At 63.1% G+C, this 14,196-nt stretch carries 11 protein-coding genes; 4 read left to right on the top strand and 7 right to left on the bottom strand.

Annotated features, from left to right (window positions below):
• Nucleotide 1: 1 nt before the first annotated feature.
• The 5 genes from AB1792_04915 to AB1792_04895 form a co-directional block, all read right to left on the bottom strand.
• On the bottom strand, nucleotides 2-1,453 hold the full coding sequence (locus AB1792_04915; protein ID MEW5701552.1) for an FtsX-like permease family protein: 1,452 nt from the start codon (nucleotides 1,451-1,453) through the stop codon (nucleotides 2-4).
• Nucleotides 1,450-2,142 carry an ABC transporter ATP-binding protein gene (locus AB1792_04910; protein ID MEW5701551.1) on the bottom strand — a complete coding sequence of 231 codons (693 nt, stop codon included), beginning with the start codon at nucleotides 2,140-2,142 and terminating at the stop codon, nucleotides 1,450-1,452. Before AB1792_04910 ends, AB1792_04915 begins: the two co-directional genes overlap by 4 nt.
• A gap of 307 nt (nucleotides 2,143-2,449) precedes the next feature.
• The gene (gene groL, locus AB1792_04905; GenBank protein ID MEW5701550.1) at nucleotides 2,450-4,099 is read right to left on the bottom strand and encodes a chaperonin GroEL; all 1,650 of its coding nucleotides are present in this window, start codon (nucleotides 4,097-4,099) and stop codon (nucleotides 2,450-2,452) included.
• A 298-nt stretch (nucleotides 4,100-4,397) separates the two neighbouring features.
• Nucleotides 4,398-4,688: a co-chaperone GroES gene (locus tag AB1792_04900; protein ID MEW5701549.1), complete on the bottom strand. Its 291-nt coding sequence runs from the start codon at nucleotides 4,686-4,688 to the stop codon at nucleotides 4,398-4,400.
• Nucleotides 4,689-5,051: 363 nt separating this feature from the next.
• Nucleotides 5,052-5,831: a type III pantothenate kinase gene (locus tag AB1792_04895; GenBank protein ID MEW5701548.1), complete on the bottom strand. Its 780-nt coding sequence runs from the start codon at nucleotides 5,829-5,831 to the stop codon at nucleotides 5,052-5,054.
• 202 nt (nucleotides 5,832-6,033) lie between these two features.
• On the opposite strand from AB1792_04895, the gene lepA reads away from it, so the two are divergent.
• On the top strand, nucleotides 6,034-7,839 hold the full coding sequence (gene lepA, locus AB1792_04890) for a translation elongation factor 4 (protein MEW5701547.1): 1,806 nt from the start codon (nucleotides 6,034-6,036) through the stop codon (nucleotides 7,837-7,839).
• Nucleotides 7,840-7,954: 115 nt separating this feature from the next.
• Here the strand turns inward: lepA and AB1792_04885 are convergent, their stop codons facing one another.
• A complete protein-coding gene (locus AB1792_04885; protein MEW5701546.1) occupies nucleotides 7,955-9,478 on the bottom strand; it encodes an HD domain-containing phosphohydrolase in 1,524 nt (507 codons plus the stop codon).
• Nucleotides 9,475-11,277 carry a HEAT repeat domain-containing protein gene (locus AB1792_04880; GenBank protein MEW5701545.1) on the bottom strand — a complete coding sequence of 601 codons (1,803 nt, stop codon included), beginning with the start codon at nucleotides 11,275-11,277 and terminating at the stop codon, nucleotides 9,475-9,477. The genes AB1792_04885 and AB1792_04880 overlap by 4 nt, the downstream gene beginning before the upstream one ends.
• A 214-nt stretch (nucleotides 11,278-11,491) precedes the next feature.
• Between AB1792_04880 and AB1792_04875 the strand changes: the two genes are divergently transcribed.
• The 3 genes from AB1792_04875 to ispE are packed head-to-tail and all read left to right on the top strand — an operon-like array spanning nucleotide 11,492 to nucleotide 14,174.
• Nucleotides 11,492-11,665: a hypothetical protein gene (locus AB1792_04875; protein ID MEW5701544.1), complete on the top strand. Its 174-nt coding sequence runs from the start codon at nucleotides 11,492-11,494 to the stop codon at nucleotides 11,663-11,665.
• A 9-nt stretch (nucleotides 11,666-11,674) separates the two neighbouring features.
• The gene (locus AB1792_04870; GenBank protein MEW5701543.1) at nucleotides 11,675-13,240 is read left to right on the top strand and encodes a capsule assembly Wzi family protein; all 1,566 of its coding nucleotides are present in this window, start codon (nucleotides 11,675-11,677) and stop codon (nucleotides 13,238-13,240) included.
• A gap of 34 nt (nucleotides 13,241-13,274) precedes the next feature.
• Nucleotides 13,275-14,174, top strand: coding sequence for a 4-(cytidine 5'-diphospho)-2-C-methyl-D-erythritol kinase (gene ispE / locus AB1792_04865; protein ID MEW5701542.1), 900 nt, complete (start codon nucleotides 13,275-13,277; stop codon nucleotides 14,172-14,174).
• Nucleotides 14,175-14,196: the final 22 nt, after the last annotated feature.

The following is a 14,196-nucleotide window of genomic DNA, read 5'->3' as shown; positions in this document are numbered from 1 at the left end:
GTCACTCATTCCGCAGCGCCTCAACCGGGTCGACATGCGCGGCGCGAGCGGCGGGATAGAGTCCGGCGAGCAGACTGGTGACCATGCCGACGGCGAGGGCGGCGAGGATCAGCCATGGCGGCAGGGCGAACAAATCGATCCCTTCGATTCCCTCACGCGCCATGAACGCCTGTCCCACGGCGGAGGCGACGCGGCTGATGACCCATCCCAAGAGGATGCCGAAGACGGCACCCACGAATCCGATGACAACCGATTCGACGAGGAACAGCACGCTGATGTCGCGTTCATCGGCACCCAGCGATTTGAGGATGCCGATCTCTTTGCGGCGTTCCAGAATCGACATGACCAACGTGTTGACGATGCCGAGCGACGCCGTGACCAGCGCGATGATGCCGATGACGCTGAGCGCCAGGTCGAAGTAGAAGAAGAACTTCTGAATCTCCTTGAATTCCTCGGCGAGACTGAAGGGGCGGAATCCCATCGCCCGGATCGAATCGGCCAGCATCTTCTGGTCGGCGGCGGGATCCAGATCGAGCGTCAGGTGCGGGTAGGTCTTGCCGTCGGCTCCATTGTCGCCTCCCAGCAATTGACCCGATTGCAGCGCCCCGACCAGCGCGGCCGGGTCATCCAGTGAAACACCACCGGAGAATCGCCGTGCCGCGGCTGCGGGGATCATGACCGGCGCCATGCCGCCGCCGGCGGCGATCACGCCGCAAATGACCAGCGTGTCACTCACCAAGGCGCGGGCGTTCAACCACCCGTCGACAAACTGCCGCATGGCGTTGTTGACTTCGGCCCGCACCTGCCGGCGCACGTACTCACGGACGAACAGCGAGTCGATCCAGATTTCATGCCAGCGGCGTCTGAGGTACTCCGGCTTCGGCGGGAAGACCCGCGCCAGACCGCTGTCGATGCTGGCCAGACGCACGTTCAACACCAAGGGTTTGCCCAACGCCGAGTCGGGATACTTGATGCCACATTGCCTGAGAAAGTACGCGGCCACGATGGCCTCGCGGGCGCTGTCACCAGCAAACACGGAGCCGGCGCGAAGGTGGGAAAACCACTTCGTGTGCAGCGCCTCCTGCGACAGCGCCTGCACCTTGGCGGTCATCTGCGAATCGCCGAGAATCACATTGGCCGTGAAGGCATCATAGGGGAAGACCAGCCGCACACCCGGCATCCCACCGAGTCTCCTCAATACCGCGTTGTCGAGGACCGCACGCGCCGTGGTGTCGGTCGCAGCCGTCTTTCTCACGGGGAAAACCCGCATGGTGTGGAACAGCCCGAGATTCTCGAACTCCGCGCGCACATACCGCTGGTTCCCGGCGCCGAAGGAGAGCATCGCGACGAACGCCCCGATGGCGATCACCACCCCGGCGATGGTCAGGGTGGCGCGCAGCCGCATGCGCAGCAGATTCCCCGCGGACAAGGCGATCATGTCGCGGAGGATCATGCCGCGCCTCCGGCGTCCGTCACAATCTGCCCATAGCGCATGCGGATCGTCCGCCGGGCACAAGCGGCGATCGAGGGATCATGCGTGACCAGAATGATCGTCTGCCCCCCGCGATTCAACTCCGCCAACAACTCGATCACCTGCCGCGCATTATCCTGATCGAGGTTCCCGGTCGGCTCATCGACACAGAGCACCGACGGGCGTTTGACCAACGCGCGCGCAATCGCCACCCGTTGCTGCTCGCCACCCGACAAATCGGCGGGGCGATGGGTCATCCGTTCGGCCAGGCCGAGCCGTTCCAGAATCGCCGTGGCCTGTTGGCGGCGATCACGGGGTAGAGTTTGATTGAAGTAGAGCGCCAGCTCGACATTCTCCACCGCCGTCCGGTGCGCGATCAGGTTGAACGACTGAAAGACCATCCCCACCTTGTGGGCACGGTAGGCCGAGCGCTGACGGCGCGACAGGGTAGCGAAGGGCACTCCCTCGAAATCGATCCCGCCTGAGGTCGGCGAATCCAGACCCGCCAACAGATTGAGCAGGGTCGACTTTCCCGATCCGGAGGCCCCGACCACAGCCAAGAAATCGCCGCGCGGGATGTCGAGCGTCACCCGGTCGACCGCGCGAATCTCCTGCGGCCCGCGTCTGTAGTAGCGGCAGAGTTCGCGTGTGCGGATGAGGGGATGGCCCATTGAGGGCTGCTTCTCGAAAGAGTACTGTATCTTCAAGTGCTCAACAGAACGAATTGAGATGATCGTGTCCAGAGAAAAGCAGGTTCCTCGCCACGCTCGGAACGACAGAAATTCTCCAGGCTCGTCCGCGCTTCTGTCACCCCGAGCGCAGCGAGGGGTCTGCTGTTCATGGACGGGAGCGCCCGTTGAGGCGATGCCATCCCGCGATCCTCATTCATGTCTACGGAAAACCCCCGCGCCGGTTGCCCGACGCGGGGGTGGTTGTTGCAGGGGGCTGAAAGCCCCCTGTCCTCAAGACTCGGGAGGCTTAGAAGTCGTCGTAGCCGCCGCCACCCATGCCGCCAGGCATGCCGCCGGGACCGCCGGGCATCGGTGATTTCTTCTCCGGCTTGTCGGTGATCATCGCCTCGGTGGTCAGAAGCAATGAGGCGATCGACGCCGCATTCTCCAGCGCGATGCGGGTCACCTTGGTCGGATCGATCACGCCCGCCTTCATCAGGTCTTCATAGACGTCGGTCAGGGCATTGTAGCCGAACGCGGCGCTTTCGTACTTCACCCGGTTGACCACGATGGAACCCTCGGCGCCGGCATTCTCGGCGATCATGCGCATCGGCTCTTCGAGCGCCTTGCGGATGATGTTGACACCGATCATCTCATCGTCATCGGCGCCCTTGACATTGTCGAGCGCCTTGAGGCAACGGATGTAGGCGACACCGCCGCCGGGGACGATCCCCTCTTCGGCCGCCGCACGGGTGGCATGCAGCGCATCCTCGACCCGCGCCTTCTTCTCCTTCATCTCGACTTCGGTGGCCGCGCCGACGTTGATCACCGCCACGCCGCCGGCCAACTTCGCCAGCCGTTCCTGCAGTTTCTCCTTGTCGTAGTCGGAGGTGGTCTCCTCGATCTGCTTTTTGATCTGTGTGATGCGGCCTTTGATCTTGTCGGAAGCACCGGTTCCCTCGACGATCGTCGTGTTGTCCTTGTCGATGGTCACGCGCTTGGCCTTGCCGAGGTGCGACAGCACGGTGTTCTCCAGCTTGAAGCCGAGCTCCTCGGAGACCACCTGCCCGCCGGTGAGAATCGCGATGTCTTCGAGCATGGCCTTGCGACGGTCGCCGAAGCCGGGGGCCTTGACCGCACAGACTTTCAGGGTGCCGCGCAGCTTGTTGACGACCAATGTCGCCAGCGACTCGCCCTCGACGTCCTCGGCGATCACCAGCAGCGGCTTGCCGAGTTGGGCAACCTTCTCCAACAGCGGCAAGAGGTCCTTCATCGTGGAGATCTTCTTGTCGTGGATGAGGATCACCGGATCCTCGAGGACCGCCTCCATCGCCTCCGGATCGGTGACGAAATAGGGGGAGATATATCCCCGGTCGAACTGCATCCCTTCGACCAGTTCCAGCGTCGTGTCGGTCGACTTGGCCTCCTCGACCGTGATCACGCCATCCTTGCCGACCTTGTCCATCGCGTCGGCAATCAACTCGCCGATCGCCTGATCGTTGTTGGCCGAGATCGAGGCGACTTGGGCATATTCCTTCTTCGAGGGCACATCGACTTTCAGCTTCTTCAGCTCCTCGATGACCTGGGCGACCGCCTTCTGGACACCGCGTTGCAGCGACATCGGGTTGGCACCGGCGGTGACGTTCTTCAGCCCTTCGCGGTAGATCGCCTGCGCCAGCACGGTGGCGGTGGTGGTGCCATCACCGGCGACATCCGAGGTCTTGGAGGCGACTTCCTTGACCATCTGCGCCCCCATGTTCTCGAAGTGGTCTTCGAGCTCGATTTCCTTGGCGACGGTGACACCGTCCTTGGTGACGGTCGGGGCGCCGAACTTCTTGTCGATGACGACATTGCGCCCCTTGGGACCGAGCGTGATGCGCACGGCATTGGCCAGTTGGTCGACGCCGCGTCTCATCTTCTCGCGTGCGGTTCCGGAAAACTCCAACATCTTGGGCATGGTTTATGACTCCTTGTCGATTGCTCTTGTTTTGGTCATGTCAGGAGCACGGGGCTTGTCCGCCTCCGGCGGGCTCCTGACCTACAAGATCACCACGGGGCATCCCCGCCTGTCATCCTGAGCGAATTCCGGCCGCGGAAGCGGGCGGTATGAAGCGAAGGATCTGCTGTCCAGCCCCTACGCGTTCCGCCACGACGAGAAGCAGATTCTTCGTCGCATGTCCGCCACCGGCGGACATTGCTCCTCAGAATGACATGTGGTTGCCGAGTTTGCACTGGGACTTGACCCTGTGTGAACGTTAGTTGACAACCGCGAGAATGTCGCTTTCGCGCATGATCAGATACTCGTCGCTGCCGATCGTCACCTCGGTCCCCGAGTATTTGCCGTAGAGGACCTTGTCGCCCTTCTTGACCTCGGGGGGAATGAGTTTGCCCTCATCGGTCTTCCGTCCCGGACCGACTTCCATCACCTCACCCTCTTGGGGCTTTTCCTTGGCGGTGTCGGGGATGATGATCCCGCCCTTCTTCACTTCTTTTTCCGTGTCGAGCGGCTTGATCACCACGCGATCCGCCAGCGGCTTCACGTTCATCGTGCTCCTCCTGTGTGTTGGTTCGCTCCTATACAGTGATGTATTGTCGTCCACAGCCGCTGTTAGCACTCGATGTCAACGAGTGCTAACATCGTGCCCCATTATACGCGCTATCGGGCGATGGGCGCAAATCTTTTCGGTACGGGACGTTGTTCCGGGACGAGGTGGTGTCCATTGCTTATCGCATTGCCATTCAATGCATTAAGGCGATGTCATTAGGCCGGCTGTCCCACGGCTCACGCCGTGGGCTGGGTTCTTTCGCCCCTTCGGGGCTCCCTCGTTCGATTTCCCTTGGCGATGAACGTCCGGTGCCCCACCCGAAGGGTGGGCACGAGGGCCGTGTGATCATGCCAAGCGCGGTTGCTACGACACGGGGCGATTGCCCAGCCAGATGGCCCGGAGGCCCTTGAGGGTCAAGATCGGATCGACCAACTGTATCGTCTTCGACCCTTCGGCTATGAGCGGTGCCAAGCCGCCGGTGGCGATCACCTTGGGAACGCCGCCCATCTCAGCAGCGATGCGGGAGACGATCTCGTCGACCGCACCGATCGTGCCATGGTACAGCCCTGAACGGAGTGCGTCTTCGGTCGTCTTGCCGATGGCAGATGACGGTGAGGTGATGGCGACTTTGAACAACTGCGCCGCCTTATGGGAGAGGCGTTCGGCGGATGTCTCGATCCCCGGAGCAATAGCGCCGCCGAGGTAGGCGCCGTCTTGGGAAATCACATCGAACGTCGTCGCCGTCCCGAAGTCGACCACGATCCCCGCCGAGTGGTGCTCCACCCAGAATCCCTCGGCATTGGCGATCCGATCGGCGCCGACCTGCTCCGGGAATGTCGTCGCAATCCGGATGTTCAGCCGGGAACGGTGGGTTACTTCATGTGGCCTTGAGCCGATGACTGCCTCGACCGCCGCTTCGATGACCGGGGTCAGGACCGGCACGACCGAACAGACGACCGCGCCGGAGATGCCATCGCGCGCGATCCGTGCATCGGCCAGCAGTTGACGGAGCAACATCGCCGCCTCATCGACCGTCCGTGCGTGTGTCGACGCCAGTCGGAACGAGAACACCAGCCGATCACCTTCAAACGCCCCCACGTGGGCGGTGGTGTTGCCGATGTCGATGGTGAGGAGATGGGGCATCACTCCAGTATATGTCATTAAGCGTGCCCATTCCAGTGCGGTGGGTGTTCTGCACCTGCTGCCAATCGTGGCGAATTTCAGCATGAGGCGCGGGTGCTTGTGAAGCACTCGGTGAATCCGTACCATTGGTCGCTTCGACGGCCGACAACTGGCATGGGTGGGCCACCTTGGTGATGGCGCCGCCGGAGCAGACCGAGTGACCATGGACCAACAGCACATCCGCAATTTCTCGATCATTGCGCACATCGACCACGGCAAGTCGACCCTCGCCGACCGTCTGCTGGAGATCACCGGCACGATTGAGGCGCGCAAGATGCGCGAGCAGGTCCTCGACAACATGGACCTCGAACGCGAGCGCGGCATTACGATCAAATCCCATGCCATTCGCATGCGCCATGTCGCCGCCGACGGCGCGGAGTATGTCCTCAATCTGATCGACACCCCCGGACACGTGGATTTCAACTACGAGGTTTCGCGCGCGCTGTCGGCATGTGAAGGGGCGATACTTGTCGTCGACGCGGCCCAAGGAATCCAAGCGCAGACCGTCGCCAATGCCTACCTGGCGATCGAGGCGGGGCTGACGATCATCCCGGTCCTGAACAAGATCGATCTGCCGCAGGCCGACTGCGACCGTCACGCCGCCGAGGTCGCCAACCTCTTGTCCTGCGAGCCGCGCGATGTCCTGCGCGTTTCCGCCAAGACCGGATTGGGCACGCCCGAGCTGTTGGAAGAGATCATCCGTCGTATCCCAGCGCCGTCAGGGAATGTGGCAGCACCGCTGCGTGCGCTCGTGTTCGATGCGGCGCACGATTCGTATCAGGGCGCGGTGGTCTATGTGCGCGTGTTTGACGGTGAGCTTAGGGACGGGGATCCGCTCCGGTTCTTCGCCCAGCCCGAGCACCGGCATGACGCCGACCAGGTCGGCATCCTGCAACTGGGGTACATCCCGACCGGTCATCTGGCTGCCGGAGAGGTCGGCTACATCACGGCACACCTCAAGGACATCCACGAGGCGCGCGTCGGCGACACCGTGTCCAATGCCGATGAACCCGCCGCGGAGGCACTGCCCGGTTTCCGCGCCATCAAGCCGATGGTCTTCTCCGGTCTGTATCCGGCCGACTCCGATCGCTATGGCGACCTGCGCACCGCCTTGGATAAGCTACGACTTAATGACGCCTCGTTGTCATTCGTTCCCGAGCGCTCGCTGGCGTTGGGATTCGGATTCCGTTGCGGGTTTCTCGGGCTCTTGCATCTGGAAATCGTACGCGAGCGGCTGGCGCGTGAGTTCAATCAGCCGATCGTCGCGACTGTTCCGAACGTCGAATACGAGGTCACGATGAACGACGGCACCGTGCGGACGATCGACAATCCGGCGGATGTGCCGCCGCGGGGGCAATACCAGTCGATCGCCGAGCCGTATGTGCGGGCTCACATCGTCTGCCCGACCGACGCCGTTGGGACGGTGATGACCCTGTCCACCGGCAAGCGCGGCTCGTACCTGAACACCGAATACGTCGCCGGCGACCGGGCGCGACTGATCTTCGACTTCCCACTGGCCGAGATCATCTTCGATTTCTACGACCGGCTCAAGTCGGTCACGCGCGGATACGGCTCCCTCGACTATGACTATCTCGAATACCGGGTCAGCGCGCTGGAGCGTTTGGAGATCCGTCTGGCCGGTGAGACAGTCGATGCCTTGTCGGCCGTGGTGCATCGCGATGCCGCCTATCGCATCGGGCGGCGCATGTGCGAAGTCCTCAAGGAGTTGATTCCCCGTCAGCAGTTCGAAGTCGTCATCCAGGCCGCCTTGGGCGGCGGCAAGCCGATTGCCCGCGAGTCGATCAAGCCCTTGCGCAAGGATGTCATCGCCAAGCTCTATGGCGGCGATGTCACCCGCAAGCGCAAGCTCCTGGAAAAACAGAAGGCGGGGAAACGGCGCATGAAGCGTGTCGGCAGAGTCGATGTCCCGCCGGAGGCGTTCCTGGCTGTGCTCAAGATCGGGGAGTAGGGTGGGTGCTCTGCACCCACCATCAGCGGGTTGAAAACCCGCTGTCCTCGAACCTGCATTCCCTTGCTGACACGGGGCTTCGAGCCCCCTGGCGGTGGGTGCAAAGCACCCGCCGCTACAGGGCGACACCGGCGAGAGCTTCGTTCGATGCGTCGGGTTCGGCGGGATTAATCACGCCGATGTAGTCGGCCACGTTGACCCCGACATCCCGCGGGTTGAGGATTTCCATCAGATGTAGACGTTCGTCTGCCGGCGCATCCGGCTGCGGGGCGAGTCGCCTCTCTGTTCGCACCGGCACCCCATGAGCATCGCGGATCACAAGGACCACGGGAGCATATAGATCCGTCGAATCGTTTCGGATCACCACCGCCAGCGATCCATCCGACAGCCGTCCCACCGTTCCCACCGGGAAGACACCGACCGTGTGGACAAACGCCTTCACCACCAAGGGATCATACCGGGTGGCCCCTTGGTGGAGGAGCCGCCGCATCGCCTCATCCGGACTGATCGCCTCTTTCTGGTAGACCCGCCCCGAGGTCATCGCGTCAAAGGCGTCGCAGAGCGCGATGATCCGGGACTCAAGTTGCAGGACCCTCGGTCTTGTCAAGGTCGGGTATCCGGAGAGGTCGACGTTGAGGTGGTGCTCGAAAGCCCCGGCCATCGCCGTACTCACCTGCGCATCGAGCGGTCGCATACTGGCGATGGTGAGAGCGCCGAGCGCCGGGTGCCGTTTGATCTGCGTCCAGTCGTCCTCGTCGAATTCCTTCGGTTTGGTGATGAGGTCGCGCGGAAGTTTGACTTTGCCGATGTCATGCAACATGGCCGCCAGGCCAAGGCGCGTCAACGCCATCCGGTCCAGCCCCAGACGCATGCCGACGGCGATGGAGTAGATGGCGACGTTGACCGAATGGTAGAACGTGTACTCATCGAAATCCTTCAGCGCGGCGAACTCGAAAAGAATGTCCTCCTCGCCGGCAACTTCGTCGATCAATTGATGCACAGTGCGCTGGACCGAGCCGGAATCAAAGGAGTTGCGGTCCCGTACCCGCTCCCAGAAATCCTGCACGACTGCTTCCGAGCGCTGGAACAACGCTAGGGCACGGCGGCGACGGGCTTCCTGGGAGTTGGTTGTGGTCGCCCCGGACGATGGGAGCCGGCTGCCGTGCAACGACAGCGGGCCGATCGTGATGCCCGTGATCGCAAGTCCCGTCCATGTCTCACGCAGCGCGTCGAATGTCCGGTCAGGACGACGGCCCGCCTCGGCAAGCGCGAAGAGCGCCTGGTCGATCTGGTCGGGAGACGCATCGGCGTGGATCGTCAGATCGCCCAGTCCCAATTCACCGAACCGTTCCGCCAATGGCCGTCCGGATGAGAACTCGCGGTCGTAGTTCAGGCGCTCGCCGTTGAAGAAAAGGTAGTCGTTCTGATAGCTGATCCGGCAATCACTGCCGTGGTCGAACAGATCGGCCAGCGCCTCGTCCAGTTCCGAACGGCGACTGCGGTAGCCGGCGTTGTTGTCGTCATAGACAGCCGCCGCGCGCCAGGCCGCGAACAGCGCCTTGAGAACCGTGTGGGCGCGCCGCCGTTGCTCGGCATCGACCGATGGCGCCGTGGTGATCGGGGGCGGATGGCTGCTCATGGCAGGCGATCCTCCTGGGCGTCATCCTCGGCGCGCGCCTGACGGGTCAGAGCCAGTCGAGCTGCCTGGGCGAGTTCACGGTCGCGACCGCGGGAGAGTATCTGTAGCTCGCTTTGCGCCCGGGGATCGGTTGATGCTCCCAGAGCCCAGATCGCCGCCAAACGTACCGGGCGCCAACGGGCCCTGCCCAACATCGGCGACCGATGCGCCAAGCGATTGAGCGATTCGACCGCCTCGCCGCCGCCCAACCGGGCATAGGCGGTCAGCAACTCCCGCAGCTCCGCCGGGTCCTTCCCAGTCAGTGATTCCGTGTCGAGCTTCTCTTTCAACCATTCAGGAGAGCAGCTCCCGGGACGCTGCCCCAGCGCCCTCAAGGCGCGGCACCGCAGACTGTCGTCGCTGTCTTCCAGGAAATCGCGCAGGATCCGCTCTGCCTCCGGAACGTGCATCCGTTGCACGGCCCGTAAGGTCTCCAGCCGGACACGCGGATCGCTGTGCTTGGCCGATTTGCGCAGGAACATCAGACCACGTTCATGGCCGATCTCACCCAGGATCATGGCCACGTTGCGGGCGACATACCAGCGCTTGTCATAGATGAAGCCGCCGATCAGATCGACGGTCTCCCGGCCGTGCTTGCCGAGGAAGTCGCAGACCATCATGCGTGCCGGGCGATGTTCGAGCGTTCCGAGCATCGCCGTGATCGGCGTGATCGCCTGGGGTCCAAACAGCGGCAGAAGCGTGGAAACGGGCTCCAGATCGGCCTGCGGGTTGGTGTTCAGGTAGGCGGCGAGACGCTCGATGTTTTGTCTTTGTGCCGCCACCGGAAGCGCCGCTGTCAGGCGTCGGGCGACCAGCGGTGGCGCCTGGGCGGCGTCGTCGTGCCAGCGTACGAGCAGCCGGCGTGCCAGATCCCAACGGTTGTGCTGCACGGCGTGCTCGAATTGCCGCTCCAGCACGGCGACCGACTCGTTGATCATCCGCCAACTCTCACTCGAACGGATCATCTCCGAAAGCAGATCCATCCCGAGTTCCTCGCCAGGTTGATCGCTGTCGCCGCACGACAATGCGATGACCCTGTCCCGTTCCGCCGTTGTCAGTGAAGAGACATCCCCAAATGCCTTCATGATCTGAATGTAGCGGTGGCTTTGGATCCCGGCGTAAGGATTGGGGAGTGCCGTATCCTCCGGGGCACCCGGCATGTCCGCCCCTGGCTCGGGTGTGTCTGGCGACGGCCGCCCCGTGAAAGAGTGGGCGCGGTCGGACAGGACATCGTCACGCACCGGTTCGATGTACGTCCCATCGACCAGCCGGTCCACCGTGAAGTGCTTGATGTGCTCGAATGCCGCCTCCCAGAGACGGTTGGCGACGTCCGCGCGTGCGCCCGGAGTGCCGTACACCTCCGCGCAGATCGCCAGGAATCGATCCGATTCCTCGCGTGTCAGACCCTGATGGAAGACAAGTTGCCTCACCCCGTCGGCGAAGAACATGTAGGCGAGGTTGTTGTCGCCGAAGGTCTCGTAAATGGTCTGTCCACCGCAGTCGAATCCTTCCGCGAAGATCGTGAGTGTCAAGGTCTCCCGCTCCTCCAGGAGAGGCGCGAGAGCATTCAGAAATTTGGCGCGGAATTCGTCGGGCAGGGGGTTGGTGGCCGGGTAGAGGCAGATGGTCTTGATCGCACGCCCCCATGTGTGACAGAACTCCCGCACCGCCCGGAGGTAACGTTCGCTGAGCACCGACGGCAGCCCGGACTCGGATGCCGCCTCGCCGAAGTCGATGTAGTTGTGCTCGACCATCCCCATATCTTCATATCGACATTGACATATGGACCGATTAGAGACGTGGCAACGATCCGGGCTGAAGGGGGCATGCGGGGGACATCCCGTTCCTGAAGCGTAGCGGCCCGGACGTGCGAAGGCGCACGCAAACGGCTGACGGAAACGTCGAGGGAGCGCCAGCCAGGCGTGTTTGGACCAACCGGGCGGAAAATTCTGCCGGGGACGGCGAAGATGGCCGATGGTGGCGCCAGCATTCCTGCCGCGCCTGATCAAAGGCGGACAGAAACACCCGTTCCACCATGATCTTCGTCCACAGACCCTGACGCGCCGCGTAGAAACGGTTCATTCGAGCCATGAAACCGACGACCGGGCCACGGTCTTTCGGATTGACCCCGCCCATGCCGGTCTCTAATGTGACGGCATGAAGACGCCCCGGCTACGCTTGCTGCTGACCATCCTATTGGTTCTGGGAGCGGGCCGGATCAGAGCCGGCGGCAGCCCGTGGGAAGATGTCCCGCTCGATTCCTGGATCTACGACGCCGTCTTCGAGTTGTCCTCGCAAGGGGAGTTTCGCTCGCTGCTTCTGCACACGCGCCCGTATACGCGCGGCGAGATCGCGGCGGCGGTGGCGGACATGACGACAACGGCATCGTTATCACAGGGCGCGCGATGTCTGTGGGCCCGGCTCCGGCAGGAGTTCGCCGAGGAGTTGGCCACTGGTGCTTCCGGCGGTAACCAGCAACCGGGCGACCGTGTCCGCCTCGCCGTGGGACCGGGTATGCGCCTGGACCAGTTTTGCCATGGGTACGCCAAGAACCGGGTCGGACTCGACCTAGCCGGGTCGTACAGCGCCTCGGACCACCTGACGGCACGGACACGGGTCCGCATCGACTCCGACGGCCGTCATGACACACAGTTCCACGGCGAGTACTGGAAGGAGAAGTTCACCGCGTGGGTCGATCAGGCGGTGATCACCGGCCGTTTCGGTCGTCTGCGGGCGGCGTTCGGACGCGAATTCTGGCGTTGGGGACCATCGCCGATCGACGCCATGCTGATCTCCGATCACTCGCCGTCGTTCGACGGCCTGCGGCTGACCTATCGCGGACGTCGGTGGGCCTTCAGCTTCCATGCCACACGGCTGGAGTCGATGGGCACCGATCCCACCGACCCTGATGAGCCGGCGGGAGTCGCCGATCGCTATCTGGTCGGTCACCGGCTCGACTGGCGCCCGCGGCACAACCTGGAGTTCGCGTTCTCGGAGGTGCTCGTGTTCGGCGGCGTCGACCGTCGCTGGCCTTTCTACTACATGAATCCACTCCTGCCCTACTATTGGGAGCAATTGAACAATGATGTGAATGACAACCCACTGTGGAGCGTGGAGGGATCATGGCGGCCGTACCCGGGGCTGGCGCTCTATGGCGAGTGGCTCATTGACGACTTCCAGATCGATTTTGTCAGCGAACCCCAGCAGATCGGAGTGACTGGCGGAATCGCCTGGACCCCGAATGCCGCCGACAGGCGGCTGTTTCTCAATGTGGAGTACCAGCGCATCAACACGTTTGTCTACGGCCAGGGTCGCTCGTGGAACCGGTTTATGCACGGCCGCGACTACACCGGGAAGGCGATCGGTATCGGCTCTGACCTCGGGACCGACGCGGACCGGATGACGCTCCGTCCGCGGTACCATCTGTCCGCGACGGTCGATTTGACGGCCCTGGCCGAGCACATCCGTCGGGGCAGCAACCGTATCGACACGCCCCAAGAGGGCTCTGTGCCAAAGCACGTCGCCTTTCCCTCCGGCGTGGTGGAGCGACACGCGAGGGTCGGGGCGGGGCTCCGGGTCAACATCAGAGCCCGTCTCGTGGGCGAGTGCCAAGCGGGCTACGATCGGGTCCGCAATGCGGAGAATGTACCGGGTTGTACACACGAGGGTCTGTTCGTGAGACTGCAACTCCAGGGATTCTGGTGGAAGACGTTCGCTATGTGACGGCCACGTTCGCCTTGTCCCTTTTCTGCCACCGATGACCTCGTCATCCGACCACTGCACCGTGCTGGCCCCGGCCAAGATCAATCTGGGTCTGCGCGTTTTGGGCAGGCGCCCCGATGGCTACCACGAGCTGGAAACGACGTTTGTGGCGGTGGATCTCTATGACCGACTCACGTTTCACCGTGGCGACGCGGGGGGGTTCAAGCTCACGTGGGAGAACGCCGACCCTGACGCGGCCTTTGAATTGGAGACCGGGGAGAACAACCTGATCACGCGCGCGGCCCGTCTGGTGGAACGCGAATGCGGTCTGAAGCTGAGTCTGGCCGCCCATTTGCTTAAACGCATTCCGATCGCCGCCGGTCTGGGCGGCGGGTCATCAGACGCGGCAGCGACCCTGGCGGCCCTGAATCGACTGTATACTCTGGGTCGCTCGCGGGAGCAGTTGGCCGATTGGGCGGCGCAATTGGGGTCGGATGTCCCCTTTTTCCTGGGGGAGCCGTGCGCCTTCGCGAGGGGACGCGGTGAGCGGCTCGAACCACGGTCAATCCCGACAGCCTGGTGGGCCGTGTTGGCCTGCCCCGCCGTCCCCTTGACGGCGGGTGAGGTCTATGCCGCTTTGGACTTGACTTCGACCGGGGTGGCTTCACATGTTTCCGGGCGCCTTGATGGGGAGGGCTTCATCGCCGCCCTCGGTCGAATCACCAACGATCTGGAACCTGTTGTGATTCACCGGGTCCCCGAGGTCTCGTATTGGCGCACGCAACTTCTGGCGATGGGTGCAGCGGGGGTGTATGTGTCCGGCAGCGGGCCGACGGTGTTCGGTGTATTCACCGCGCCGCCCGACATGGGACGGTTGGAGCAGGACGGACCGAAACGAGCCCGGCTGTACGTGGTCCGGCCGGTTGAGACTCCCCTGGCGTTGGTGATCGGGTAGTTGTGCAGTCTCGGTTTGCAGC

The sequence above is a fragment of the Candidatus Zixiibacteriota bacterium genome (genome assembly GCA_040752595.1).
GTDB lineage: Bacteria > Zixibacteria > MSB-5A5 > WJJR01 > WJJR01 > JACQFV01.
Note: the sequence above shows the minus strand (reverse complement) of the source record. Positions and strands in the feature narration are given on the sequence as shown.

Bases quoted from the DNA above. Each gene is read 5' to 3' on its own strand.
- AB1792_04915 (MEW5701552.1), bottom strand. From the start codon at position 1,453: ATGATCCTCCGCGACATGATCGCCTTGTCCGCGGGGAATCTGCTGCGC.
- AB1792_04910 (MEW5701551.1), bottom strand. From the start codon at position 2,142: ATGGGCCATCCCCTCATCCGCACACGCGAACTCTGCCGCTACTACAGA.
- groL (MEW5701550.1), bottom strand. From the start codon at position 4,099: ATGCCCAAGATGTTGGAGTTTTCCGGAACCGCACGCGAGAAGATGAGA.
- AB1792_04900 (MEW5701549.1), bottom strand. From the start codon at position 4,688: ATGAACGTGAAGCCGCTGGCGGATCGCGTGGTGATCAAGCCGCTCGAC.
- AB1792_04895 (MEW5701548.1), bottom strand. From the start codon at position 5,831: ATGCCCCATCTCCTCACCATCGACATCGGCAACACCACCGCCCACGTG.
- lepA (MEW5701547.1), top strand. From the start codon at position 6,034: ATGGACCAACAGCACATCCGCAATTTCTCGATCATTGCGCACATCGAC.
- AB1792_04885 (MEW5701546.1), bottom strand. From the start codon at position 9,478: ATGAGCAGCCATCCGCCCCCGATCACCACGGCGCCATCGGTCGATGCC.
- AB1792_04880 (MEW5701545.1), bottom strand. From the start codon at position 11,277: ATGGGGATGGTCGAGCACAACTACATCGACTTCGGCGAGGCGGCATCC.
- AB1792_04875 (MEW5701544.1), top strand. From the start codon at position 11,492: ATGGTGGCGCCAGCATTCCTGCCGCGCCTGATCAAAGGCGGACAGAAA.
- AB1792_04870 (MEW5701543.1), top strand. From the start codon at position 11,675: ATGAAGACGCCCCGGCTACGCTTGCTGCTGACCATCCTATTGGTTCTG.
- ispE (MEW5701542.1), top strand. From the start codon at position 13,275: ATGACCTCGTCATCCGACCACTGCACCGTGCTGGCCCCGGCCAAGATC.